Source organism: Serratia sp. LSHTC3 (assembly GCF_057197125.1).
Genome location: NZ_JBXUNP010000007.1, coordinates 77,355 through 103,369, shown reverse-complemented (window position 1 = coordinate 103,369; position 26,015 = coordinate 77,355). Strand labels below are relative to the sequence as shown.

General features: G+C 61.9%; 17 protein-coding genes. 9 read left to right on the top strand and 8 right to left on the bottom strand.

Annotated elements, in window-relative coordinates; all coding sequences use genetic code 11:
* Positions 1-594, bottom strand: coding sequence for a YhgN family NAAT transporter (locus AC2CGI_RS21805; RefSeq protein ID WP_004930825.1), 594 nt, complete (start codon positions 592-594; stop codon positions 1-3).
* A gap of 192 nt (positions 595-786) precedes the next feature.
* On the opposite strand from AC2CGI_RS21805, the gene asd reads away from it, so the two are divergent.
* The 6 genes from asd to glgP all read left to right on the top strand — a co-directional run bounded on the left by asd (position 787) and on the right by glgP (position 11,947).
* Complete coding sequence (asd, locus tag AC2CGI_RS21800; protein WP_015379325.1) at positions 787-1,890, top strand: aspartate-semialdehyde dehydrogenase; 1,104 nt, start codon at positions 787-789, stop codon at positions 1,888-1,890.
* Between the two features lie 443 nt (positions 1,891-2,333).
* A complete protein-coding gene (glgB, locus tag AC2CGI_RS21795) occupies positions 2,334-4,520 on the top strand; it encodes a 1,4-alpha-glucan branching enzyme (RefSeq protein ID WP_075684686.1) in 2,187 nt (728 codons plus the stop codon).
* Positions 4,517-6,499, top strand: a complete 1,983-nt coding sequence (glgX, locus tag AC2CGI_RS21790) for a glycogen debranching protein GlgX (RefSeq protein ID WP_021505182.1) — start codon at positions 4,517-4,519, stop codon at positions 6,497-6,499. Before glgB ends, glgX begins: the two co-directional genes overlap by 4 nt.
* 15 nt (positions 6,500-6,514) lie before the next feature.
* Entirely contained in the window at positions 6,515-7,792 is a 1,278-nt protein-coding gene (gene glgC, locus AC2CGI_RS21785) for a glucose-1-phosphate adenylyltransferase (protein ID WP_004930810.1), read from the top strand.
* A 135-nt stretch (positions 7,793-7,927) separates the two neighbouring features.
* Complete coding sequence (glgA, locus tag AC2CGI_RS21780) at positions 7,928-9,358, top strand: glycogen synthase GlgA (RefSeq protein WP_004930807.1); 1,431 nt, start codon at positions 7,928-7,930, stop codon at positions 9,356-9,358.
* A 141-nt stretch (positions 9,359-9,499) separates the two neighbouring features.
* Complete coding sequence (glgP, locus tag AC2CGI_RS21775; RefSeq protein ID WP_031300290.1) at positions 9,500-11,947, top strand: glycogen phosphorylase; 2,448 nt, start codon at positions 9,500-9,502, stop codon at positions 11,945-11,947.
* Positions 11,948-12,006: 59 nt separating this feature from the next.
* On the opposite strand, the gene glpD is transcribed toward glgP, so the two are convergent.
* The 5 genes from glpD to malT all read right to left on the bottom strand — a co-directional run bounded on the left by glpD (position 12,007) and on the right by malT (position 18,704).
* The gene (gene glpD / locus AC2CGI_RS21770; protein ID WP_004930801.1) at positions 12,007-13,515 is read right to left on the bottom strand and encodes a glycerol-3-phosphate dehydrogenase; all 1,509 of its coding nucleotides are present in this window, start codon (positions 13,513-13,515) and stop codon (positions 12,007-12,009) included.
* 247 nt (positions 13,516-13,762) lie between these two features.
* Complete coding sequence (locus tag AC2CGI_RS21765; protein ID WP_004930797.1) at positions 13,763-14,521, bottom strand: DeoR/GlpR family transcriptional regulator; 759 nt, start codon at positions 14,519-14,521, stop codon at positions 13,763-13,765.
* A 51-nt stretch (positions 14,522-14,572) separates the two neighbouring features.
* A complete protein-coding gene (gene glpG, locus AC2CGI_RS21760; protein WP_015379321.1) occupies positions 14,573-15,409 on the bottom strand; it encodes a rhomboid family intramembrane serine protease GlpG in 837 nt (278 codons plus the stop codon).
* A 171-nt stretch (positions 15,410-15,580) separates the two neighbouring features.
* Positions 15,581-15,907: a thiosulfate sulfurtransferase GlpE gene (gene glpE, locus AC2CGI_RS21755; protein WP_004930790.1), complete on the bottom strand. Its 327-nt coding sequence runs from the start codon at positions 15,905-15,907 to the stop codon at positions 15,581-15,583.
* Between the two features lie 82 nt (positions 15,908-15,989).
* Complete coding sequence (gene malT / locus AC2CGI_RS21750) at positions 15,990-18,704, bottom strand: HTH-type transcriptional regulator MalT (protein WP_049240504.1); 2,715 nt, start codon at positions 18,702-18,704, stop codon at positions 15,990-15,992.
* 460 nt (positions 18,705-19,164) lie between these two features.
* On the opposite strand from malT, the gene malP reads away from it, so the two are divergent.
* Together malP and malQ are read left to right on the top strand one after the other, a co-directional pair.
* Entirely contained in the window at positions 19,165-21,570 is a 2,406-nt protein-coding gene (malP, locus tag AC2CGI_RS21745; protein WP_076741277.1) for a maltodextrin phosphorylase, read from the top strand.
* 9 nt (positions 21,571-21,579) lie between these two features.
* Complete coding sequence (malQ, locus tag AC2CGI_RS21740) at positions 21,580-23,670, top strand: 4-alpha-glucanotransferase (protein ID WP_076741276.1); 2,091 nt, start codon at positions 21,580-21,582, stop codon at positions 23,668-23,670.
* 69 nt (positions 23,671-23,739) lie between these two features.
* On the opposite strand, the gene nfuA is transcribed toward malQ, so the two are convergent.
* Both nfuA and gntX read right to left on the bottom strand, forming a co-directional pair.
* Complete coding sequence (nfuA, locus tag AC2CGI_RS21735) at positions 23,740-24,315, bottom strand: Fe-S biogenesis protein NfuA (RefSeq protein ID WP_004930777.1); 576 nt, start codon at positions 24,313-24,315, stop codon at positions 23,740-23,742.
* A gap of 58 nt (positions 24,316-24,373) precedes the next feature.
* On the bottom strand, positions 24,374-25,057 hold the full coding sequence (gene gntX / locus AC2CGI_RS21730) for a DNA utilization protein GntX (protein ID WP_033645623.1): 684 nt from the start codon (positions 25,055-25,057) through the stop codon (positions 24,374-24,376).
* Between the two features lie 40 nt (positions 25,058-25,097).
* On the opposite strand from gntX, the gene bioH reads away from it, so the two are divergent.
* Positions 25,098-25,868, top strand: coding sequence for a pimeloyl-ACP methyl ester esterase BioH (gene bioH / locus AC2CGI_RS21725; RefSeq protein WP_076741275.1), 771 nt, complete (start codon positions 25,098-25,100; stop codon positions 25,866-25,868).
* The last annotated feature ends 147 nt before the right edge of the window (positions 25,869-26,015 follow it).

Sequence of the window (26,015 nt, the reverse complement as noted above, 5' to 3'; positions counted from 1 at the left end):
CTACAGCTTCATGTAAGCCCGCACGCCGTCCAGGAACATCTGGGTCGACAGCATCACCAGAATCAGCCCCATCAACCGCTCCAGCGCGCTGACGCCTTTGCTGCCCAGCAGGCGCAGGAACAGGTTCGACATCAGCAAAATGGCCGCAGAGAGGCCCCAGGCGATCAGCAGCGCCGCCACCAAATGCGGCAGCTGATGCGGGTATTGGTGCGACAGCAGCATCAGCGCCGCCAGAATTGATGGCCCGGCCACCAGCGGGATCGCCAGCGGCACCAGGAATGGCTCCTCGCCGGCGGACAGCCCGGAGCTGTTCCCCTCCTGCGTGGGGAAAATCATCTTGATGGCGATCAGAAACAGGATGATGCCGCCGGAAATGGAGACGGTTTCGGTGCGCAGGTTGAGGAACGCCAGAATTTTCTCGCCGGCGAACAGAAAGATCAGCATCAGCAGCAGGGCGATCAGCAGTTCGCGGATCAGCACCACCCGGCGGCGGCGCGGCTCCAGATGCTTGAGCACCGACATGAAAATCGGCAGGTTGCCCAGCGGATCCATAATTAAAAACAGCAATACCGTAGCGGAAATCATCTCTGTCATGGTGACCTCGTGATCGGGAAAACGCCTCGGCCTTTACGGCCGCGTCCTTGCCTATAAGAAGGATTGCTGAGAAATCCCCAGCCATCGAATAAATTCACTTTGCGCCCGCGCCGACATTTTGTAAGGTGAGGAGATATTGCACACAACTCGTTATCACCTAATAAGCCCTTATCCGGGCGGGACACAGATATTATGAAAAACGTTGGTTTCATCGGTTGGCGCGGAATGGTCGGCTCGGTTCTCATGCAACGCATGACGGAAGAGCGCGATTTCGACGCCATTCGCCCGGTCTTTTTCTCCACCTCGCAGCACGGTTCCGCCGCGCCGGCCTTTGGCGGCCAGCAGGGCACGCTGCAGGATGCGTATGACATCGACGCGCTGAGCGCGCTCGATATCATTATTACCTGTCAGGGCGGCGATTATACCAACGAAGTCTATCCTAAGCTGCGCGCCAGCGGTTGGCAGGGTTACTGGATCGACGCGGCCTCGTCGCTGCGCATGCAGGACGACGCCATCATCATCCTGGATCCGGTCAACCACGCGGTGATTCAGCAGGGCCTGGACAAAGGCATCAAAACCTTCGTCGGCGGCAACTGCACCGTCAGCCTGATGCTGATGTCGCTCGGCGGCCTGTTCGCCAACGATCTGGTGGAGTGGGCGTCGGTCGCCACCTACCAGGCGGCCTCCGGCGGCGGCGCGCGCCACATGCGCGAACTGCTGACCCAAATGGGCATGCTGCACGCCGACGTGGCGAAAGAGCTGCAGAACCCGGCCTCCGCCATTCTGGATATCGAACGCAAGGTGACCGAGGCCACCCGCAGCGGCAAACTGCCGACCGATAACTTCGGCGTGCCGCTGGCCGGCAGCCTGATCCCGTGGATCGACAAGCAGCTCGACAACGGCCAGAGCCGCGAAGAGTGGAAAGGCCAGGCGGAGACCAACAAGATCCTCAACACCGGCAGCGTGATCCCGGTCGACGGTCTGTGCGTGCGCGTCGGCGCGCTGCGCTGCCACAGCCAGGCGTTCACTCTGAAGCTGAAAAAAGACGTGTCGCTGCCGGAAATCGAGCAGATGCTGGCGACGCACAACGACTGGGTGCGCGTGATCCCGAACGACCGCGAACTAACCATGCGCGAACTGACGCCGGCGGCGGTGACCGGTACGCTGAATACGCCGGTCGGCCGTCTGCGCAAGCTGAATATGGGGCCGGAGTACCTGTCGGCGTTCACCGTAGGCGACCAACTGCTGTGGGGCGCGGCCGAGCCGCTGCGCCGCATGCTGCGTATCCTGCTGTAAACCCGCACTTCCAGGGGGCTGGCTGCTTTCAGCCCCCTAATGCCTTATTTTCCGCTTTTTTGTTCGCCGCGCACCGCGTCGGGCAGCGTCATCGCCAGCCTCGTTTCAATGGGCGGGATCCCGCCTATCTCCTCGTCAGCCGCCGCATGCAAACGCCGCCAGGCTGGCAGTTTTCTTAATGAATAATTTTCCTGAGCAATGCTGAGCAGTTTTTAACAGACATTGGCTATGCTTAACGCATGGGTGGACAATTTTTCACCATGACTGAAATATTTCAAAAAATAAGCATAAAGAGCGAAATTCAGGTCGGCAGAGTAAAGATTGGTCAATAACCGACCGCAATCACGCTTTAGAGTCCGAATGCATTGCATGATGACCAAAACGGCCAAGGAATAATCAACAAGCCGTGCTTAGATCATGCTGTTAATCTAAGGAAGAAGACTATGCCTGTACTTCCCGATCGTGACGTGATTGATCAGATCATCGCCGGCCATTACGCCGATCCCTTCGCTCTGCTTGGCATGCATGCGACCGATAACGGTCTGCAGGTGCGCGCGCTGCTGCCGGACGCCGGCGCAGTCTGGCTGGTGGAACAGCAAACCGGCCGGCGGCTGGTGCAGCTGAACTGCGACGATCCGCGCGGTTTCTTCAGCGCGGTGGTGCCGCGGCGCAAAAATCCTTTCCGCTATCAGCTGCAGGTCAGCTGGCGCGATCATCAACAGATCGTCGACGATCCTTATCGATTCGGCCCGCTGCTGCAGGATATCGACAGTTGGCTATTGGCTGAGGGTACGCATTTGCGCCCCTATGAACGGCTGGGCGCCCACCTCGTCACGCTGGATGGCATCGACGGCGTCAGCTTTGCGGTCTGGGCGCCCAACGCCCAGCGTGTTTCGGTGGTGGGGGAATTCAACTTCTGGGACGGCCGCCGCCACCCGATGCGTCTGCGGCGTGAAAACGGCATCTGGGAGCTGTTCTTGCCCGGCGTGCAGGCCGGCCAGCTGTACAAATATGAAATCGTCGATTGCTACGGCAATACTCAGTTGAAAGCCGATCCTTACGCCTTCGAGGCGCAGATGCGCCCGGATACCGCCTCGCTGGTGGCGCCGCTGCCGGAGGTGGTGCCGTCGACGCCGGCGCGCCGCCGCGCCAACGATTTTGACCAGCCGATCGCCATCTACGAGGTGCATCTCGGCTCATGGCGCCGCCACACTGACAACCACTTCTGGCTCAGCTACGGCGAGCTGGCGGTGCAGCTGATCGATTATGTGAAGGACATGGGATTCACCCATATCGAGCTGCTGCCGATCAACGAGCACCCGTTCGACGGCAGCTGGGGCTATCAGCCGCTGGGGCTGTATGCGCCGACCCGGCGCTTCGGCACGCCGGCCGACTTCAGGGCGTTTGTGGCGGCGGCGCATGAGGCGGGCATCAACGTGATCCTCGACTGGGTGCCTGGGCACTTCCCGAGCGACGCCTACGGCCTGGCGAATTTCGACGGCACTGCGCTGTACGAGTACGCCGATCCGCGCGAGGGCTACCATCAGGACTGGAATACGCTGATCTACAACTACGGTCGTCACGAGGTACGCAACTACCTGGCGGGCAACGCGCTGTATTGGCTGGAGCGTTTCGGCATCGACGCGCTGCGGGTCGATGCGGTGGCGTCGATGATCTATCGCGATTACAGCCGCGCCGACGGCGAGTGGGTGCCGAATTACTACGGCGGCAACGAGAATCTGGAGGCCATCGCCTTCCTGCGTTATACCAACCAGACTATCGGCCAGGCGCAGCCGGGCGCGGTGACGCTGGCGGAGGAGTCCACCGACTATCCCGGCGTCACCCTGCCGCCGGACGCCAACGGCCTGGGGTTCCATTACAAATGGAACCTCGGCTGGATGCACGACACGCTCAATTATATGAAGTGCGATCCGGTGCACCGCAAGTATCACCACAACCAGATGACCTTCGGTATGCTGTACGCCTATACCGAGAACTTTGTATTGCCTATCTCGCACGATGAAGTGGTGCACGGCAAAAAATCGATCCTAGACCGTATGCCGGGCGATGCCTGGCAAAAGTTCGCCAACCTGCGCGCCTATTACGGCTTTATGTGGGCGCATCCGGGCAAAAAACTGCTGTTTATGGGCTGCGAATTTGCGCAGGGGCGCGAGTGGAATTTCGATACCAGCCTCGACTGGCATTTATTGGAAGGGCTGGATAACTGGCATAACGGCGTGCAGCGGCTGGTGCGCGATCTGAACCACTGCTACCGGCAGCAGGCGCCGCTGTACGAGCGCGACTACTTCCCGGATGGCTTCGAGTGGCTGGTGGTTGACGATCACGACAACTCGGTGTTCGCCTTTGCGCGCTACGACTCGCAGGGCAATGAGCTGATCGCCATCAGCAACTTTACCCCGGTGCCGCGCTATCGCTACCGCATCGGCATTTCCCGCGCCGGTGACTATCGCGAGATCCTCAATACCGATTCGCACCACTATCACGGCAGCAACGCCGGCAATCAGGGGCGGGTCTCTTCCGAAATGGTCGGCAGCCATGGCCGCGATTTCTCTATCAGCGTGACGTTGCCGCCATTGTCGACCATTTATCTGCTGCGGGAGGCGCCATGACCGAGCTGACGGCTGGCCTCGCCGCGCCGCTGGGCGCGCATTACGACGGCGAAGGCATCAATTTTACCCTGTATTCGGCGCATGCCGAGCGGGTGGAGCTGTGCCTGTTCGACGGCCAACAGCGCGAAGTGCGCCTGCCGCTGCCGGCGCGCAGCGGCGATATCTGGCATGGCTATTTGCCGGGCGGCAGGCCGGGGCAACGTTACGGCTACCGGGTCTACGGCCCGTTTGATCCGGCGAACGGGCAGCGCTTCAACCCCAACAAGCTGGCGCTCGATCCGGCCGCGCGCGCGGTGGAAGGGCCGGTGGCGGACCACCCGCACCTGCACGGCGGTTACGAGCAGCCGGACCCGCACGACAGCGCCGAGCTGATGCCGAAGTGCGTGGTGGTGGACGAACAGTATGACTGGCAGGACGATCGCCCGCCCGCCACGCCCTGGGGGCAGACGGTGATTTACGAAGCGCACGTGCGCGGCCTGACGCTGTTGCACCCGCAGATCCCGCCGGCGCTGCGCGGCAGTTTCGCCGCGCTGGGGCACCCGGCGATGATCGCCCACTTCAAACGCCTCGGCATCACCGCGCTGGAATTGCTGCCGGTGCAACAGCATACCTCCGAGCCGCGCCTGCAGCGGCTGGGGCTGATCAACTACTGGGGCTATAACGTGCTGGCGCCCTATGCGCCGGACAACCGCTACGCCAGCCTGAGCACCGATGCCACGCCGCTCAACGAATTTCGCGATGCGGTCAAGGCGCTGCACCAAGCCGGCATTGAGGTGATCCTTGACGTGGTGTTCAACCACAGCGCCGAGCTGGACAGGGATGGGCCGATGTTGTCGCTGAGCGGCATCGATAATCTGAGTTACTACTGGCTGACGCCCGAAGGGGACTACGTCAACGACACCGGCTGCGGCAACACGCTGCGGCTCGATCAGCCGCAGGGCGTAGCCTGGGTGATGGATTGCCTGCATTTTTGGGTGCGGGAGTGCCACGTCGACGGCTTCCGCTTCGATCTGGGCAGCGTGCTGGGCCGCACGCCGGGGTTCGATCGCGATGCGCCGCTGTTCCAGGCGATGCTGGCGGACGATCTGCTGTCGCGCTGCAAGCTGATCGCCGAACCCTGGGACGTTGGCCCCGGCGGCTATCAGGTGGGGGCATTTCCCGGCCGCTTCGCCGAATGGAACGATCATTACCGCGACGACATGCGCCGTTTTTGGCTGCAGAGCGGCGTGTCGCTCGGCCAGTTCGCCCGGCGTTTTGCCGCTTCCAGCGATCTGTACAACCAGCGCGGGCGGGCGCCTTACGCCACCGTCAACATGCTGACCGCGCATGACGGCTTTACCCTGCAAGACGTGGTCAGCTTCAACGAGAAACACAATCAGCCGAACGGTGAGGGCAACCGCGACGGCAGCGATCGCAATTTCAGCAACAACCACGGCGTGGAAGGCCTGGTCGCCGACGACGCCATTGTGCAACGCCGCAGGGCCAGCCAGCGGGCGATGCTCGCCACGCTATTGCTGTCCCAGGGCACGCCGATGCTGCTGGCCGGCGATGAACAGGGACACAGCCAGCAGGGGAACAACAATGCCTATTGTCAGGACAACGCCACCACCTGGCTCGATTGGGCCACGGCGGATGACGCGCTGACCGATTACGTCGCGGCGCTGATCGCGCTGCGCCGCCAGATCCCCGCGCTGCAGCAGGACCGCTGGTGGCAGCAGGACGACGGCAGCGTGCAGTGGCTGAACGCGCAAGGCCAGCCGCTCGACGCGCAGCAGTGGGAGCGGGGCGAGCTGCTCATGCAGATCCTGCTGTCGCAGCGCTGGCTGTTGCTGGTCAACGCCACGCCGCAAACGACGGAGATGAGATTGCCGGAAGGCGATTGGCAGGTTGTCGCCCCGTTCACTCAGGAAGACTCACGGGCGGTATTGCCCGCCTGGCACCAGGCCGCGCGCTCGCTTTGCGTTCTGGTACGGAAATAATAAAAGGAGTCCGCTATGGTTAGGTTTGAAAATAAAGACCCCCTGATGTTGGCGCGCCAGTTGCCGATTAAATCCGTAGCGCTGATCCTGGCCGGCGGCCGCGGCTCACGTTTGAAAGATTTGACCTCCACCCGCGCCAAGCCCGCCGTCCACTTTGGCGGCAAATTCCGCATCATCGATTTCGCCTTGTCGAACTGCCTGAACTCCGGCATCCGCCGCATCGGCGTGATCACCCAATACCAGTCGCACACGCTGGTGCAGCACATTCAGCGCGGCTGGTCGTTCCTCAACGAGGAGATGAACGAGTTCGTCGATCTGCTGCCGGCCCAGCAGCGCCTCAGCACCGAGCATTGGTACAAGGGCACCGCCGACGCGGTGTACCAGAACCTGGATATCATCCGCCGCTACGAGGCCGAATACGTGGTGATCCTGGCGGGCGATCACATCTACAAGATGGATTACTCACGCATGCTGATCGATCACGTCGAGAAAGGCGCTCAGTGCACCGTGGCCTGCCTGCCGGTGCCGCGCAGCGAAGCCGGCGAATTCGGCGTGATGAAGGTGGATGAAAGCGACCGTATCATCGAGTTTCTGGAAAAGCCCGCCGATCCGCCGGCGATGCCGGGCAATCCGGATATGTCGCTGGCCAGCATGGGCATCTATATTTTTAATGCCGCCTATCTGTTCCAACTGCTGGAAGAGGATATGTCGACCCCCGGCTCCAGCCACGATTTCGGCAAGGATCTGATCCCGAAAATCACCGCGCAGCAGGCGGCGTGGGCGCATCCGTTTACCTTGTCCTGCGTGACGTCCAACCCCGATCTGCCGCCGTACTGGCGCGACGTGGGCACGCTGGACGCCTATTGGCGCGCCAATCTCGATCTGGCGTCGGTGACGCCGGAGCTGGACATGTACGACCGCGCCTGGCCGATCCGCACCCACATGGAGCCGCTGCCGCCGGCCAAGTTTGTGCAGGATCGCTCCGGCAGCCACGGTATGACCATGAACTCGCTGGTGTCCGGCGGTTGCATCGTGTCCGGATCGGTGGTGGTGCATTCGGTGCTGTTCCCGCGCGTGCGAGTGAACTCGTTCTGCACCATCGACTCTACCGTATTGTTGCCGGACGTGAACGTCGGCCGTTCCTGCCGCCTGCGGCGCTGCATCATCGACCGCGCCTGCCACATTCCGGAGGGCATGGTGATCGGGGAAAACGCCGATGAGGACAGCAAGCGTTTCTATCGCTCGGAAGGCGGCATCGTGCTGGTGACGCGCGAAATGTTGTCAAAATTGTGAGTTAACGTGGGGGGCAGAACGATAGCCTGCCGCCCGATGAACGGTTCGATGGCTTGCGCAACGCGGCACACATAACAGCGGCAAGCCTGCTTTATTTCTTATCCAGAGGCCTTCGGCCGACTTTCAGGAGTGATAATGCAGGTCTTACACGTATGTTCTGAAATGTTCCCCCTGCTGAAAACGGGCGGACTCGCAGACGTGGTTGGCGCGCTGCCGGCGGCGCAAATCGCCGAAGGCGCCGATGTTCGGGTGCTATTGCCCGCTTTTCCTGACGTACGCAACGGCATACCCGACACCGTGCTGGTGGCGGAAATCGACTCGTTCGCCGGCCGGGTTGGCCTGCGTTACGGCACCTACCATGGTGTGGGCATCTATCTCATCGATGCGCCCTGGCTGTATGACCGGCCGGGCAGCCCGTACCACGATCAGTCCATGTATGCCTACCCCGACAACCACCGCCGCTTTGCGCTGCTGGGCTGGATGGCCTGCGAGCTGGCCAAGGGGCTGGATCGCTACTGGCGCCCGCAGCTGGTGCATGCTCACGACTGGCACGCCGGTCTTAGCTGCGCCTATCTGGCCGCCAACGGCCACCCGGCGCGTTCGGTGTTCACGGTGCATAACCTGGCCTATCAAGGGCTGTTCTCCGCCCATCACGTGACCGAGCTGTGGCTGCCGGCGTCGTTCTACAACGTCTATGGCCTGGAGTTCTACGGCCAGATGTCGTTCCTCAAGGCCGGGCTGTTTTATGCCGACCACGTGACCGCCGTCAGCCCGACCTATGCGCGTGAGATCACCCGGCCGGAGTTCGGCTACGGCATGGAGGGGCTGCTGCAGGAGCGGCAGCGGCAGGGCAGGCTGAGCGGCATCCTCAACGGGGTGGACGACAAGATTTGGGATCCGGCCCACGACCCGCGGCTGAGCGCCCGCTATGACGCCGACGATCTGAAAAGCAAGGTCAAAAACAAGCTGCATCTGCAAAAGGCCATGGGGCTGAAGGTGGACGAATCACTGCCGGTGTTCGCGGTAGTGAGCCGATTGACCAGCCAGAAAGGCCTCGATCTGGTGCTGCAGGCGTTGCCTGAACTGCTGGCGCAGGGCGGGCAGCTGGCGCTGCTGGGCGCCGGCGATGCGGTGCTGCAACAGGCGTTTCTGGCCGCCGCCGCCGACTACCCTGAACAGGTCGGCGTGCAGATCGGTTATCACGAATCCTTCTCCCACCGCATCATCGGCGGCGCCGACGTCATTTTGGTGCCGAGCCGCTTCGAGCCCTGCGGCCTGACCCAGCTCTACGGCCTGAAATACGGCACGCTGCCGCTGGTGCGCCGTACCGGCGGGCTGGCGGACACGGTGGTGGACTGCGCGCTGGAGAACCTGGCCGACGGCACCGCCAGCGGATTCGTGTTCGACGATTGCGACGCTGTCGCGCTGGGCAACGCCATCCGCCGCGCCATGGTGCTGTGGAGCCGGCCGAAACACTGGCGCCACGTTCAGCGCCACGCCATGAGCGTGGACTTCGGCTGGCCGGTGGCGGCGAAAGAGTATTTATCGCTTTATCAACGTTTGTAGCCCGCGTTTCGCGTTTCGGGTTGGCGCGCGGCGGGCAGCCGTAAGGGTAGATTGTCGGGGCGCGGCGTGCCGCGTCCATGTTCAGCGGAGCCCGCTATTCCGCGGCGAATGGCGGGGCTCCCTACAAGGGATTAAAAAGCCATGACTTCACCGTTTAGTTACACCTCACCTACGGTCAGTGTGGAAGCGCTGAAACACTCCATCGCCTATAAGCTGATGTTTATCGTCGGCAAGGATCCGGCCATCGCCAACCGGCACGATTGGCTGAACGCCGTGCTGTTCGCGGTACGCGATCGCATGGTGGAGCGCTGGCTGCGTTCCAACCGCGCCCAGCTGTCTCAAGACGTGCGGCAGGTGTATTACCTGTCGATGGAGTTCCTGATCGGCCGCACCCTGTCAAACGCGCTGCTGTCGATGGGCATCTATCAGGATATCGACAACGCGTTGAACGAGATGGGGCTGAACCTGGCGGAGCTGCTGGAGGAAGAAAACGACCCCGGGCTCGGTAACGGCGGCCTGGGCCGGCTGGCGGCCTGCTTCCTTGACTCGCTGGCGACGCTGGCGCTGCCGGGGCGCGGCTACGGCATTCGCTATGAGTACGGCATGTTCAAGCAGAACATCGTCAACGGCCAACAGATGGAATCGCCGGACTACTGGCTGGAGTACGGCAATCCGTGGGAGTTTCCGCGCCATAACACCCGCTACAAGGTGCGCTTCGGCGGCCGCGTGCAGCAGGAGGGGGCCAAGGCCCGCTGGCTGGAGACCGAAGAAATCGTGGCCATCGCCTACGATCAGGTGATCCCCGGTTTCGACACCGACGCCACCAACACGCTGCGGTTGTGGGGCGCGCAGGCCAGTAACGAGATCAACCTCGGCAAGTTCAACCAGGGCGATTACTTCGCGGCGGTGGAAGATAAAAACCATTCGGAGAACGTGTCGCGCGTGCTTTATCCGGACGATTCGACCTCGTCCGGGCGCGAGCTGCGGCTGCGGCAGGAGTATTTCCTGGTGTCGGCCACGGTGCAGGATATTCTCAATCGCCATTGGCTGATGCACAAAACCTTCGACAACCTGGCGGACAAGATCGCCATTCACCTCAACGACACTCACCCGGTGTTGTCGATTCCGGAGCTGATGCACCGGCTGATCGACGAGCACAAGTTCAAGTGGCTCGACGCCTGGGAAGTGGTGGAGCAGGTATTCTCCTACACTAACCACACGCTGATGAGCGAGGCGCTGGAGACCTGGCCGGTGGACATGCTCGGCCGCATCTTGCCGCGCCATCTGCAGCTGATTTTCGAAATCAACGATCACTTCCTCAAGATGGTGCAGGAAGTGGCGCCGGGCGACAACGATCTGCTGGCGCGGGTCTCGATCATCGACGAAACCAACGGCCGTCGGGTGCGCATGGCGTGGCTGGCGGTGGTGGCCAGCCACAAGGTCAACGGCGTTTCCGCCCTGCATTCCGAACTGATGGTGCAGTCGCTGTTCGCCGACTTCGCCCGGCTATTCCCGACCCGTTTCTGCAACAAAACCAACGGGGTGACGCCGCGCCGTTGGCTGGCGCTGGCCAACCCGCCGCTGGCGGCGGTGCTGGACGACTGCATCGGTCAAACCTGGCGCACCGATCTCAGCCAACTGAGCGAGATCAAGGCCAACGTCGATTACCCGAGCTTCCTGCAGGCGGTGCAGCGCGCCAAACGGCAGAACAAGGAGCGGCTGGCGCTGTACATTGCCAAAACGCTCAACGTGGTGGTCAACCCGGATGCGTTGTTCGATGTGCAAATCAAGCGCATCCACGAGTACAAACGGCAGCTGCTCAACGTGCTGCACGTCATCACGCTGTATAACCGTTTGCTGGCTGACCCTGACATCGAGCGCGTGCCGCGGGTGGTGATCTTCGCCGGCAAGGCGGCCTCAGCCTACTATGCCGCCAAGCAGATCATCCGCCTGATCAACGATGTGGCCAAAGTGATCAACAACGATCCGCGCGTGCATACCCAACTGAAGGTGGTGTTCATCCCGAACTACGGCGTCAGCCTGGCGCAGATCATTATCCCGGCGGCGGATCTGTCGGAACAGATCTCGCTGGCGGGCACCGAGGCCTCGGGCACCAGCAACATGAAGTTCGCGCTGAACGGCGCGCTGACCATCGGCACGCTGGACGGCGCCAACGTCGAGATGCGTGAGCACGTGGGGGAGGAGAATATCTTTATTTTCGGCAATACCGCCGAGCAGGTTGAGGAACTGCGCCGCAACGGTTACAACCCGCGCCAGTACTATGAGCAGGATCCGGAGCTGCATCAGGCGCTGACGCAGATCGCCACCGGGGTGTTCAGCCCGGAAGAGCCGAAACGCTATGGCAATTTGTTCGACTCGCTGGTCAACCTCGGCGATCACTATCAGCTGTTGGCGGATTACCGCAGCTATGTGGACACGCAGGACAAGGTGGACGAGGTCTATCTCAATCAGGACGAGTGGACGCGGCGCGCGGTGCTGAATATCGCCAATATGGGCTACTTCTCATCCGATCGCACCATTCAGGAATACGCGGATGAAATTTGGCACATTAAGCCGGTGAAACTGTAAAGCGAGAGAGGAAAAAAGCAAAGGGCCGGATAACCGGCCCTTTTTCGTTACGCTGCGGCTCAGGAAGCCAGAGACAGCGCTTTCGTTTTCGCGTGTTCCGCCAGCCAGGCTTTCACTCGCGCCTGCTGCGCTTCGTCCAGCCACATGCCCAGCTTGGTGCGGCGCCAGATGGCGTCGTCCAGCTCTACGACCCACTCTTTCTCGGTCAGGTAGCGCAGCTCGGCTTCATACAGACCGTGGCCGAAATCTTCGCCCAGATCGGCGAGGCCGTTGGCGCCGGCCAGGATCAGCTCGCTCTGGCTGCCGTAGGTGCGGGCATAGCGGCGCGCCAGGGCTTCCGGCAGCCAGCCGTGCGCTCGGCGCAGTTTGGCCGCGTAGCCGTCGCGATCGCCGTCGATGTCACCGCCCGGCAGCGTGGCGTTTTTGGTCCACGCCGGGCCGCAGCCTGGGTAGTAGTGGGCCAGTTTTTCCATCGCATGTTCGGCCAGCTTGCGGTAGGTGGTCAGCTTGCCGCCGAACACCGACAGCAGCGGCGCTTTGCCCTGCTCATCGTGCACGTCCAGCGTGTAATCGCGGGTGATCGCCTGCGGTGAATCGGATTCGTCGTCGCACAGCGGACGCACGCCGGAGTAAGTCCAGACGATGTCGTCGCGGCCCAGCTGCTTCTTGAAGTGATCGTTGTACACTTTCAGCAGATAAGCGATTTCGTTCTCGTCGATCTTCACGTCTTTCGGATCGCCTTTGTACTCCACGTCGGTGGTGCCGATGATGGAGAACTCGTCATTCCACGGGATCACGAACACGATGCGGTGGTCTTCGTTCTGCAGAATGTAAGACTGCGGCTGATCGTGCACGCGCGGCACCACGATGTGGCTGCCTTTGATCAGGCGGATGCCGTAAGGCGATTTCAGCTTCAGGCCGTCGTCGAAGAAGTTTTTCACCCACGGGCCGGTGGCGTTCACCAGGCCTTTGGCGCGCCAGGTGAAGGTTTTGCCGCTGTCGATATCGACCGCTTCCACCATCCACAGGCCGTTTTCACGCCATGCGCGGGTCACTTTGGTGCGGGTGCGCACTTCGCCGCCGCGTTTTTCCACTTCCTGCGCGTTCAGCACCACCAGGCGAGCATCGTCGACCCAGCAGTCGGAATATTCGAAACCGCGCTTCAGTTCAGGCTTCAGCACCGACTCTGGTCCAAAGCGCAACCCCTTGCTGCCCGGCAGGCTGGTGCGTTTGCCCAGGTGATCGTACAGGAACAGGCCGATGCGGATCATCCAGGCCGGACGCAGGTGCGGCTGGTGCGGCAGGCGGAAACGCATCGGGAACGCGATGTGTGGCGCCAGTTTCAGCAGCACTTCACGTTCGGCCAGCGCTTCGCTCACCAGACGGAATTCGTAGTGTTCCAGGTAGCGCAGGCCACCGTGGATCAGTTTGGAACTGGCGGAAGACGTAGCACAGGCCAAGTCTTGCGCTTCCAGTAGCAGTACCGACAGCCCGCGCCCGGCAGCATCCGCCGCGATGCCGGCACCGTTGATGCCGCCACCGATAACGATCAAGTCTTTGGTTTCCACGTCATCTTCCTCCAGATGTTCGAAATAGCTCTTTCATGTTCGTTTTCGCTCATGATTGTAATCAAAAACCAACAAGCAAGCCAAGAGTTAACCAAACAAAAACATTTAGGCGTGATAGAGGTAACAGTTTGGTGATGATAGTCACATAAATAGTATGGATATGGCGCGGGCGCGCAAACGGCTGTCGGTGAGGGGAGTCTGAAGGGATGAAACGGGGCGGCGGCGCGCCCCGCAGGTTAAGGCCGGATCAGCACAACTCCAGCTGCACGTCGTACTGTTCGATGATTTTCATCACGCTCGGCGGCGGCAGTTGGTCGGTAAACAGGTAGTCGATCAGGTTCATGTTGCCCAGGTTGACCATGGCGTTGCGGCCGAATTTGGAATGGTCGGTCACCAGCATCACGCAGCGGGAATTTTCGATAATCGCGCGTTTGGTGCGCACTTCGTGATAGTCGAATTCGAGCAGCGAGCCGTCCATATCGATGCCGCTGATGCCGAGAATGCCGTAATCGAGACGGAATTGGGAGATGAAGTCCAGCGTGGCTTCGCCCATGATGCCGCCGTCGCGGGTACGCACTTCGCCGCCGGCCAGGATCAGGCGGAAGTCTTCCTTGGCGGTCAGCAGGGTGGCGACGTTAAGGTTGTTGGTGACCACGCGCAGGTTCTTGTGGTTCATCAGCGCATGGGCCACCGCCTCCGGCGTGGTGCCGATATCGATGAACAGCGTGGCGCCGTCCGGGATCTGGCTGGCGACGCGCTGCGCGATGCGGGCCTTCTCTTCCGACCACATCACCTTGCGATCGTTATAGGCAGCGTTGACCGAGCTGGAAGGCAGCGCCGCGCCGCCGTGGTGACGCTGGATCTTGTTCTGGTCTGCCAGGTCATTCAAATCGCGGCGAATCGTTTGCGGGCTGACGTCAAAATGTTCGACCAGCTCTTCCGTGCTGACGTAACCCTGCAGGCGCACCAGCTCGATAATTGCGTCATGACGCTGTGTTTGCTTCACGATAATCCCCTAAAACGCCCGCTATGCCCATTGGGGCATAGCTCCCGGCTGTTATTGTTCGTTGTGTGCGCGATGACGCGTATCCCAAAATGCCATCAATAACCCTAACACTAAACCGGCTATGTGTGCCGCGTTGGCGATCGACATTCCTAAAATATCGAAATATCCGGCCACCAGCCACAGCACCGAGAACACCATCAGGCCGCGCGGCAGCATCAGGCCGCGCTCCGGCGCCCGTTCGCCCGACAGCCACACATAGCCCATCAGCGCATAAACCACGCCCGACAGCCCGCCGAACAGCGCGCCGCTGAACAACGATTGCGCCCAGCCGCTGAAGAAGGCCGACACCACCGCCAGCACGAACAGCTTGCCGGCGCCGAGGCGTTTTTCCATCTGGCCGCCGAGATACCACCACCACATCAGGTTAAACAGGATATGCAGCAGGGAGAAATGCAGGAACGCATGGCTGACCCAGCGCCACAGCTGGGTGTATTGGCTGCTGTCCTGCGGCCAGGAGAGCCAGTACATCACGGTATCGTCGCCCAGCGCCTGCATCAGAATATAGACCGCGATGCACAGCACCATCACGCCGAGCGTCAGCGGCCCGGCCTTGCTGCGCAGGGTGTGCAGGTAGGATTCGCTCTGATAATGCAGGCCGGCGTCGGTATGGCCGGTCTGCCAGCTGGCGGCCTGATAACGGCGGTTGAGCGGATCGGCCAGAAACTGCTGCAGCTCGTGTTGCACCTGCTCGAGGTGACCGTCGTCGGCCAGCCAGATTTCCGCCGCCTCGCCGCTGTTGCGCAGCTCAAGTCGGATGCCCTGGGTCGCCATATAGTCGACAAAGGCCAGCGCCAGGCGCGGGTTGGATATGGCGATTACTCTAACCATTGCTCTTCCGTCGTAAGTGAATGATTTTGGCCGCGGCTTGCTCGCCGGCGACCCTGACGGCCGATTATAACGTCGAAATCCTGAGCGCTGGCAAACGGATCTGCGAAAAACCCGCGAAAACGCGCACAAAAACCAAGGGGAAGCCCGCCGACGCACGGCGGGCGGCGGGGATCAGGCAGAGGTTTCCACGTCTTGCGGATACTGGCGGGCCCAGGCTTCGAAGCCGCCGTCGATGCTGTAGACCGCGTCGAACCCCTGGTGCAGCAGGTACTGCGCCGCGCTGCGGCTGCTGTTGCCGTGGTAGCACATCACCATCACCGGCCGCTCGAAGTCGTTTTGCTGCATAAAGGCCGACAGGGTGGCGTTGGTGAGGTGAAAAGCGCCCGGCGTATGCCCGGCTTCAAAACTTTGCGGATCGCGGATGTCGACCAGGGCGGCGCTGCCCTCTTTCCAGCGGGTGTACGCCTGCTCAACGTTGATCGCTTCGAACTGTTCCATACTGCTGACTGCCTCGTAATAGGGGGACGCCGCTATTGTAACCAACTCTGCGGCGTTTAAGACCAGAGGGATATCAGGGTTTTTACGCGCCGTACCCCATCATTTTCAGCAGTTGCTGCGCCTGCTGCACCGCCTCCTGGCGATGAGCCACGCCCAGTTTCTGATACAGGTTGCGGATGTGCGTCTTGATGGTGGTGGCCGCCACATCCAACTCACCGGCGATCTGGTCGTTGCTGTAACCGGAATAGATCAGCCCCAGCACCTGCCATTCGCGTTGGGTCAGCGGGCTGGTGCGGATCAGTTCCGGCACCTGCGGATGGGTCAGCAGCTTATCGACGAAGTTCTCGTCGAAATGCGCGAACTTGTGCCGATGATGCTGGTTGATGTCGCGCAGGATGCGCTGGGCGCGATGCTGTTCCAGCTCCGGCAGCGTGTTGAGCTGGATCAGCTGGCGCAGCTGCTGCGCCATCGCTTCGCCTTCGATGACGAAGTGGCTGATAAAGCCGGTGCGGTTGGCCAGCGACAGCGCTTCGATCAGCGCCTGCTGCGCTTCGCCCTTGCGCTCTTGCAGCCAGTAGAGCTGGTTGCTGAGCAGCAGGTTGCGGTTGAGATCGCTCACCAGCCGCAGGCGACGGGCATTTTCGTTCAGTTCATCCAGCACCACGCCGGCCTCTTCATACTGGCCGAGCAGGAGCTGCACCCGCGCGATGTTGCGCCATTGGCCCTGCGTGAAGTGGTTGTCCGCCATGCCGGGTTTTTCGGTGTGGCGCAGCCACTGGGCGGCGGCGGCGGTGTCGCCGGTCATCTGCCAGTGGATCACCCGCGATTTGTCGGTGTTGGTCAGCCAGTCGCGATGATAGTGCGCGCCGTGCAGCAGGGTTTCGCAGCGCTGCAGGTGGGTGTTGGCGTTGTCCAGATCGCCGCGCGCCAGCGAGCATTTGGCCAGCATGGCGATGCACTGCAACTGCTGCTGCGGTTGGTAGTTAGCCAGGATTTTCAGCCCGGCGCGCGCCGCGTCTTCCGCTTCGTCCAGCCGCGACCATGACCACAGGATCTGGGCGCGGATGCGCAGCAGGAACTCGTGCATCGGCAGCTGTTCCAGGTGCTGCTCGCGGATCAGTTCGAACGCCTTGTCCTGGGTTTCGTAAGCGGCCTGCAGGAAGCCTTGGGCGATAAGGATTTCGCTCTGCTGCAGCAGCGCCCAGAGCGCGTAATGGTTGGCCTGATGACGACGCGCCATCTGCTCGGTCTGCTGCATCATCGGCAGCGCGCGCGCCAGTTCGCCCTTGCAGTGGTGCACTTCGCCGGTCACCGAGGTGGCGACGATGCGACTGTAATAGCTCGACAGCGGCAGGAATTTCAACGCTTCGCTCGCCAGCCGCTCGGCTTCTTCCGGTTTGCCGGCGTTGATCGCCACCTGGGCGCGCAAGGCGTCAAACTCGGCGTGCAGCGTTTGGTCTATCTCGATTTTCTGCTCGCGCATGGTGCGCTCGGCGCGCTCCAGCAGGGTGTTGACCTCACTGTAGCGGTGCTGGCTCTGCGCCAGCCAGGCCTGCAGCAACGCCAGCTTGGGGTTTTGGATCAGGCGCTCATAAGGCAGCGCGTTGAGGCACTCCTCCAGCAAGGCCAGTTCGCTGTGGTGGAACAGCGACCAGGCGTGTTGCAGCAGGATATCGCGTAGCATGCTGACGTCGCTGGCCGCCAGCGCGTGGTGAATGGCCTCCGCCGGATACCCCAGCGCCAGCCAGCCTTCGGCGGCGGCGCGGTGCAACCCCGGCAGCTCCAGCGCCAGTTCCCACTGGCAACGCTGGCGCAGGAAAGAGGCGAACAGCGGGTGGAAGTTGAACCATTCGCCGGTGTCGTCCATGCGGTGGATAAACAGCCCCTGGCGCTCCAGCTCCTCCAGCCGTTGCTGGCCGTTGTCTTCGCCGGTCAGCCGCACGATCAGCGCATCGTTCATTGAGCGCAGCACCGAACAGCGCAGCAGGAAGGCGCGCGCATCGGCATCGACGTGATCCAGCACTTCGTCCACCAGATAGTCGGACAGATGGCTGGCGTTCAGCCCCGCCAGCCGCTTGGCCGACAGCTGAGCCGATGAGGCGGATTGGCGGGCCGACAGCGCGATCAGCTGCAGCGCGGTGGCCCAGCCTTCGACTTCGTCGCACAGGCGGCTGCTGTCCTGCTGTTCCATCGGCGCCGCCAGGCGGCAATCGAAGAACTGTTTGGCTTCCTGATGGGTGAACGCCAGCTGCTGCGTGCCCATTTCCAGCAGCTGATCGCGCACCCGCAGGTTGGCGATGCCGAGCGGCGGCAGAGTGCGCGAGAGCAGGATCAGCGTCAGGTTTTCCGGCTGATGGCGCAGGAAAAAGCGCATGGCTTCGTGAATGGCGTCGTTGGTGATCAGGTGATAGTCGTCGATCACCAGGTACAGCGGTTGATGCCAGTCGGCCAGCTCGATAAACAGCTGGGCGAACAGCGCAGACAGGCTGGCGTACTGGTGCTTCTGGCTCAGCGCCTCGCTCTTGACGCAGCGGCCGCCGCTGGCCTGCTGCAGCGCCGCGATCAGGTAGCTGGCGAAACGCTCCGGCTGGTTGTCGCTCTCATCCAGGGAATACCAGCCCAGATCGGCCTTGCCGGCCGCCCATTGGGCGATCAGCGTGGTTTTCCCGTATCCCGCCGGGCAATTGACCAGTGTCAGACGATAGTTGCCCGCGCTGGCCAGTTTGGCCAGCAGGCGATCGCGGATCACGGTATTTTGCAGCCGTACCGGGCGGCTCAGTTTTGATGGGATCAGCATAGTATTCCAGGGTATAAATCGCGGTTCCCGCCGGGATTGGAGTGGCGCTAATTATTTTATGGTTCGTAATTAATAGCTCCCCCTAACTTCTGCCAACCCTAAACGTATTGCAACAAGCTTCCGCATCGGCTTGGAGTTAAGTTGCTATCGATCACACTTTTTTACGTTTGGCGTCGGAGTACGGCGATACGGTGGCGGATCGCATTTCCGGCCATGGACAAAACTTCAGCAGCGCGAATACTTGTGCTAACGTCAGGGTTAACGTTCTCAGTGCTCGCCGCACGCGTTGGCGGGCTTTTTTGCATCGTTGCAAGGGAGTCAAAAAGTGCCTGAGATCACAATTCCAGCTACGCCCCAATCCTCCTCCCCAGCTAATCCCCAGGCGGGATGATGCCGTCAGGCTTTCTCACCGGCACGATAGCGGCAATTTGACCCACTTACTGGATAGAGAGTTTTCCTTATGTCACAGCCTACGCTCAAGAAGGATGCTTTTCTGGCGGCGCTCGCCCGTCAGTGGCAACGGTTCGGCCTCAGTTCCGCGCAGCAAATGACGCAACATCAATGGTGGGAAGCCGTCAGTGCGGCGCTGGCCGAGCAACTGGCCGCACAGCCGGCGCCGCGCAAAAGCGCCAAACCGCTGCGTCACGTGAACTACATCTCGATGGAGTTTCTGATCGGTCGGCTGACGGCGAACAACCTGATCAACCTGGGCTGGTACGACACCGTCGAGCAGGCGCTGGCCGAGCAGAACATCAAGCTGGCGGACCTGCTGGAACAGGAAACCGATCCGGCGCTGGGCAACGGCGGGTTGGGGCGGCTGGCGGCCTGTTTCCTCGACTCGATGGCGACGGTGGAACAACCGGCCACCGGCTATGGGCTGAATTATCAGTATGGGCTGTTCCGCCAGTCGTTCCGCGATGGGCAGCAGCAAGAGGCGCCGGATAACTGGCAGCGCGAGAGCTACCCGTGGTTCCGCCACAACGCCGCGCTGGCGGTGGACGTGGGCATCGGCGGCAAGCTGGAAAAGCAGGCCGACGGCCGCGAACTGTGGCGCCCGGCCTTCACCCTGCGCGGCGAAGCCTGGGATCTGCCGGTTCTGGGGTATCGCAACGGCGTGGCGCAGCCGCTGCGTCTGTGGCAGGCGACTCATCAGCATCCGTTCAACCTGAGCGATTTCAACGACGGCAAGTTCCTGCAGGCTGAGAAGCAGGGCGTAGAAGCCGACAAGCTGACCAAGGTGCTCTACCCGAACGACAACCATCAAGCCGGCAAACGCCTGCGCCTGATGCAGCAGTATTTCCAGTGCGCCTGCTCGGTGGCGGATATTTTACGCAAGCACCATCAGGCCGGCCGCAAGATTGAAGAACTGCCGAAGTATGAAGTGATCCAGCTGAACGACACCCACCCGACCATCGCCATTCCGGAAATGCTGCGCATTCTGCTGGACGAGCACCAGTTGGAGTGGGAGGCGGCCTGGGCGATCACCAGCAACACCTTCGCCTATACCAACCACACCCTGATGCCGGAAGCGTTGGAGTGCTGGGATGAGAAATTGGTGCGCAACCTGCTGCCGCGCCATTTCTCCATCATCAAACAGATCAACGCCAGGTTCAAAAAGCTGGTGGATAAGCACTGGCCGGGCGACGAGGCGGTGTGGGCCAAGCTGGCTGTACACCATGACAAGCAGGTGCGCATGGCCAACCTGTGCGTGGTCAGCGGCTTTGCGGTCAACGGCGTGGCGCAGCTGCATTCGGATCTGGTGGTGAAAGATCTGTTCCCGGAATACCACCAGCTATGGCCGAATAAATTCCATAACGTCACCAACGGCATCACGCCGCGCCGCTGGCTGAAACAGTGCAACCCGGCGCTGTCGGGCCTGATCGATGAGACGCTGAAGGTGGAGTGGGCGAACGATCTCGACGCGCTGCGCGGGCTGGAGAAATTCGCTGACGACGCGGCGTTCCGCCAGCGTTATCAGCAGATCAAACGCGACAACAAGGTGGCGCTGGCCCAGTACGTGCACGGCGTGATGGGGTTGACGCTCGACCCGGACGCGATCTTCGACGTGCAGATCAAACGCCTGCACGAGTACAAACGCCAGCACCTGAACCTGCTGCATATCCTGTCGCTGTATCGCCAGCTGCGCGACAACCCGAACCTGGACATCGTGCCGCGCGTGTTCCTGTTCGGCGCCAAGGCGGCGCCGGGTTACTACCTGGCGAAGAACATCATCTATGCCATTAACCAGGCGGCCGAGAAGATCAACAACGATCCGCTGGTGAAGGATCGCCTGAAAGTGGCGTTCATCCCTGACTACCGTGTGTCGGTAGCCGAATTGATGATCCCGGCGGCGGATATCTCCGAACAGATCTCCACCGCCGGCAAAGAGGCTTCCGGCACCGGCAACATGAAGCTGGCGTTGAACGGCGCGCTGACGGTCGGCACGCTGGACGGCGCCAACGTCGAAATCGCCGAGCAGGTGGGCGAAGACAATATCTTTATCTTCGGCAATACCGTGGAGCAGGTGAAGGCGATAGTGGCGAAGGGTTACGATCCGCTCAGCTACCGCAAGAAAGACAAGCACCTGAAGGCGATTCTGGACGAGCTGGCGAGCGGTGCCTTCAGCCACGGCGACAAGCATGCGTTCGACATGATGCTGCACAGCCTGCTGGAAGGCGGCGATCCCTACCTGGTGCTGGCGGACTTTGCCTCGTACTGCCAGGCGCAGCGCCGGGTCGACGAGCTGTATCGCGATCGGGACGAATGGACGCGGCGGACTATCCTTAACACCGCGCGCGTCGGCATGTTCAGCTCGGATCGCTCGATCCGCGATTATCAGCAGCGTATCTGGCAAGCCAAACGTTAAGGAGAGCGAATGGATCGCAAGCGTATCGATCAGGCGGCAGTGCAGGCGGGGATCGCTGCCGATTTTATCAATGCCCACGGCAAGCGGCAGGCGATTGAACCGGAGACCAAGCGCAAGCTGTTGGCGGCCATGAATCGGGCCGATGGCGCGCAGGAAGGCGCGGCATCACCGTTACCGGCGGTCAAGGTGTTCTATCAGGGCGCGCCGCTGGCGTTGACCCCGGCGGGTGAAGGCGAGTACCTGTGGGCGCTGCAGCGTGAAGACGGCGAATGCCTGCAGGGGCGCGTCGGCGCGCGCAAGACCCTGACGCTGCCCGGCGATCTGCCGATGGGGTACCACCAATTGACGCTGAGCCAGGGCGAGCAGCAGTGGTCATGCCGAGTGATCGTCGCGCCGAGACGCTGCTTCGAGCCGGACGCCTTGCTGACCGGCAAGAAGCTGTGGGGGGCCTGCGTTCAGCTGTATACGCTGCGTTCCGATCGCAACTGGGGCATCGGCGATTTCGGCGATCTGCGCCTGATGGTGGAGCAGGTGGGGGAACGCGGCGGTGCCTTCGTCGGCCTCAATCCGATCCATGCGCTGTATCCGGCCAACCCGGAGAGCGCCAGCCCCTACAGCCCCTCGTCGCGCCGCTGGCTGAATCTGGCGTATATCGACGTCAATGCGGTGGAGGATTTCCAGCGCAGCGACGCGGCGCAGCGCTGGTGGCAGAAGCCGGCGACGCAGAAGCAGCTGGCCAAGGCGCGCGCCGCGGAGTGGGTGGACTACACCGCCGTGATGCAGCTGAAGCTGGCGGCGCTGAAGCTGGCGTTCCCGCTGTTTCAGGCGCGCCAGCCGAACGACGCGCAGCGTCAGGCGTTCGAGCAGTTCGTGGCTGAGGGGGGCGACAGCCTGTATCAGCAGGCGGCGTTTGATGCGCTGCATGCCCATCTGGCGGCCAAAGACGCCAGCCAGTGGGGCTGGCCGGCCTGGCCCGAGCGCTATCGGCAGGGACAGAGCGATGCGGTGCGGCAGTTCTGCGCCGAACATCAGGACGCGGTCCGCTTTTACCTGTGGCTGCAATGGCTGGCGGCCACGCAGTTCGCACAGTGTTTTGACCAGAGCAGGCAGCAGCAGATGCCGATTGGCCTGTATCGCGATCTGGCGGTCGGGGTGGCGGAAGGCGGGGCGGAAACCTGGTGTGACCGTGAGCTGTACTGCCTGAGAGCGTCGGTCGGGGCACCGCCGGATATTCTGGGGCCGCTGGGGCAAAACTGGGGCCTGCCGCCGATGGATCCGCACGTGATGGCAGCGCGCGGGTATCAGCCGTTCATCGATCTTTTGCGCGCCAACATGACCAGCTGCGGCGCGCTGCGCATCGATCACGTCATGGCGCTGCTGCGGCTGTGGTGGATCCCGTATGGCGAAACCGCCGATCGCGGCGCCTATGTCAAATACCCGGTGGACGATCTGCTGGCGGTGCTGGCGCTGGAAAGCCAGAGCCACCGTTGCATGGTGATCGGCGAGGATCTCGGCACGGTGCCGGTGGAGATCGTCGGCAAGCTGCGCGACAGCGGCGTCTACTCCTACAAAGTGCTCTATTTCGAAAGCGACGGCGAGCACCATTTCCGCGCGCCGCAGGCCTATCCGGTGCAGGCGATGGCGACCATCACCACCCACGATCTGCCGACGCTGCGCGGCTATTGGCAAAGCGACGATCTGACGCTCGGCAATCGGCTGGGCCTTTACCCGGATGCGGAGATCCTGCAGGCGCTGTTCGCCGATCGGGAACGCGCCAAACAGGGGTTGCTGGACGGATTGCATCGCTATGGCTGCGTGCCGCAGAAGGTGGGCAAGAAGGCGGCGCTGCTCGGCATGAGCCCGCTGCTCAACCGCGGCCTGCAGCGCTATGTCGCCGACAGCGCCAGCGCTCTGCTCGGCCTGCAGCCGGAAGACTGGCTGGATATGGCCGATCCGGTCAACATTCCCGGCACCAGCGATCAGTACCCTAACTGGCGGCGCAAGCTGACCCAGACGCTGGAGGAGATGTTTGCCGACCCGCACATAAACCGCTTACTGAAGGATTTGGACAAGCGGCGCCGCAAGGTGTCGGTGGGCTGAAAACGACAATGCCGGAACGGGTTCCCCCTTCCGGCATTGTGTTATCTACCGTGGCGCGAACGCCGGGTATCAATAGTAAGAGTGCTCGCCGCGCTGGTGCTCGGTCAGGTCACGCACGCCCTTCAGCTCCGGGAATTTCTGCAGCAGCTCTTTCTCGATGCCTTCTTTCAGCGTGACGTCCACCATCGAACAGCCGTTGCAACCGCCGCCGAACTGCAGAATAGCCATGTTGTCGTCGGTGATCTCCATCAGCGTTACGCGGCCGCCGTGGCCCGCCAGCTGCGGGTTGATCTGCGACTGCAGCACGTATTCCACGCGTTCCATCAGCGGTGCGTCGTCATCGACCTTGCGCATCTTGGCGTTCGGCGCCTTCAGCGTCAGCTGAGAACCCAGCTGGTCGGTCACGAAGTCGATTTCGGCGTCTTCCAGATACGGCGCGCTCAGCTCATCGACATAGGCGGACAGTTTGTCGAACTTCAGTTCGGTATCCGTCGCTTCTACCGCGTCCGGCGGGCAATAAGAGACACCGCATTCGGCCGTCGGCGTGCCCGGGTTGATCACGAATACGCGGATTTGGGTGCCTTCTTCTTGATTTGCCAGCAGTTTGGCAAAGTGTTCCTGTGCAGCATCTGTTATACGGATCATAGCATTAGCTCAATAGTTGACTTCTATAGTCGGTTATAATACGCCCATTGCCGTGGCACTACAACGTGCGGCAAACGCACCATATCTGCACCGAAGCGGCGCCTTGCCGCCGCAGCAGCGCCGCGATCGCCGCGACGGTGCTGCCGGTGGTCACCACGTCATCCACCAGGGCGATATGCCGGCCGGCGACCGGCACGGTACAGGCGAACGCGCGCTGCAGATTGCGTCTGCGGGCAGAGGCGCTCAGCCGCTGTTGCAGGGCGGTTTTGCGCACCCGGCGCAAGGCGGCGGGCCGATAGGCGCAGCCCAGCCAGCGCGCCAGCGGCCGGGCCAGCAGATCGCTCTGATTATAGCCACGGCGCCAGCAGCGTGATGCATGCAAGGGTACCGCTAAAATCAGGTCGGGTCTGTTCAGATACTGCTCTCTTCGCGCCTGCTGCCACCGCAGCAGCATCAGGCGCGCCAGCGTCGGCGCCAGCTCGGGCGCGCGGTGGAACTTGAATCTTTTTACCAGTTGGCTGAGCGGCGCAACGTAGTCGCCGACGAACACCAGCCGCTGCCAGGGCGGCGGCCGTTGCAGGCAGCGGCCGCAGGGCATTTGCGTCTCGCCGGCGGGCAATCCGCAGCGCGGGCAACACGGAGGGTTGACCGGCAGATGGCGCAGGCAGCAACTGCAGATGCCATGACGCACCAGGCTCAACGGCTGTCGGCATAGCCAACAGCGGCTGCGGATTGATAGCATAGGGCCTCCGACACGGATAAGCATGAAAGGACAGTAACCAATGACAGCGCTGTACTGGCAAACAATAGGCGAAGGCGAACGCGATCTTGTGCTGCTGCACGGCTGGGGATTGAACGCCGAAGTGTGGAGTTGCATCCAGGCGCGACTGACGCCGCATTTTCGCCTGCACCTGGTCGATCTGCCGGGATACGGCCGCAGCCAGGGGGGCGGCGCCCTGTCGCTGGAGCAGATGACGGATATCGTGCTGGCGGCCGCCCCGCCGCAGGCCTGGTGGCTTGGCTGGTCGCTCGGCGGGCTGGTGGCCAGCCAGGCGGCGCTGATGCAGCCGCAGCGGGTCAGCGGGCTTATCACCGTGGCCTCCTCGCCGTGCTTTGCCGCCCGCGATGCGTGGCCGGGGATCCGTCCGGACGTGCTGAGCGGTTTCCAGCACCAGCTAAGCCTGGATTTCCAGCGCACCGTCGAGCGTTTTCTGGCGCTGCAGACGCTGGGCACCGAGAGCGCGCGTCAGGATGCGCGCCAGCTGAAAGCGGTGGTGCTCAACCAGCCGACGCCGAGCGTCGAAGTATTGAACGGTGGGCTGGAGATCCTGCGCACCGCCGATCTGCGCGCGCCGCTGGCGGAGTTGAATCTGCCGCTGCTGCGGATTTACGGCTATCTGGACGGGTTAGTGCCGCGCAAGGTCGCCGAGCTGCTCGATGCCGCCTGGCCGAACTCCACGTCGCAGATAGTGGCCAAAGCCGCCCATGCGCCGTTTATCTCTCATCCCGATGAATTTGTGACGATGATCGAAGCGTTTATTGCAGCACATTGAATGCAGCGGGAAAACGCACGATAGAGCGCGAAAAAAAACGCTGCCGGGTGGATAAAAGACAAAGCTGTTCAATACTTAGTGAGTCAATGCGTTGGCTGCAAAATGAAAAGACCGCGTGCGGCGATTTTCATTTTGGCGTTTCGTCTC

Excerpts from the sequence above, each read along its gene's own strand:
- glgA (WP_004930807.1), top strand. The coding sequence starts at position 7,928 with ATGCAGGTCTTACACGTATGTTCTGAAATGTTCCCCCTGCTGAAAACG.
- nfuA (WP_004930777.1), bottom strand. The coding sequence starts at position 24,315 with ATGATCCGTATAACAGATGCTGCACAGGAACACTTTGCCAAACTGCTG.
- glgB (WP_075684686.1), top strand. The coding sequence starts at position 2,334 with ATGCCTGTACTTCCCGATCGTGACGTGATTGATCAGATCATCGCCGGC.
- gntX (WP_033645623.1), bottom strand. The coding sequence starts at position 25,057 with ATGCTATCAATCCGCAGCCGCTGTTGGCTATGCCGACAGCCGTTGAGC.
- asd (WP_015379325.1), top strand. The coding sequence starts at position 787 with ATGAAAAACGTTGGTTTCATCGGTTGGCGCGGAATGGTCGGCTCGGTT.
- glgC (WP_004930810.1), top strand. The coding sequence starts at position 6,515 with ATGGTTAGGTTTGAAAATAAAGACCCCCTGATGTTGGCGCGCCAGTTG.
- malQ (WP_076741276.1), top strand. The coding sequence starts at position 21,580 with ATGGATCGCAAGCGTATCGATCAGGCGGCAGTGCAGGCGGGGATCGCT.
- glpG (WP_015379321.1), bottom strand. The coding sequence starts at position 15,409 with ATGGTTAGAGTAATCGCCATATCCAACCCGCGCCTGGCGCTGGCCTTT.
- glpE (WP_004930790.1), bottom strand. The coding sequence starts at position 15,907 with ATGGAACAGTTCGAAGCGATCAACGTTGAGCAGGCGTACACCCGCTGG.
- glgP (WP_031300290.1), top strand. The coding sequence starts at position 9,500 with ATGACTTCACCGTTTAGTTACACCTCACCTACGGTCAGTGTGGAAGCG.
- bioH (WP_076741275.1), top strand. The coding sequence starts at position 25,098 with ATGACAGCGCTGTACTGGCAAACAATAGGCGAAGGCGAACGCGATCTT.
- malT (WP_049240504.1), bottom strand. The coding sequence starts at position 18,704 with ATGCTGATCCCATCAAAACTGAGCCGCCCGGTACGGCTGCAAAATACC.
- glgX (WP_021505182.1), top strand. The coding sequence starts at position 4,517 with ATGACCGAGCTGACGGCTGGCCTCGCCGCGCCGCTGGGCGCGCATTAC.
- AC2CGI_RS21805 (WP_004930825.1), bottom strand. The coding sequence starts at position 594 with ATGACAGAGATGATTTCCGCTACGGTATTGCTGTTTTTAATTATGGAT.
- malP (WP_076741277.1), top strand. The coding sequence starts at position 19,165 with ATGTCACAGCCTACGCTCAAGAAGGATGCTTTTCTGGCGGCGCTCGCC.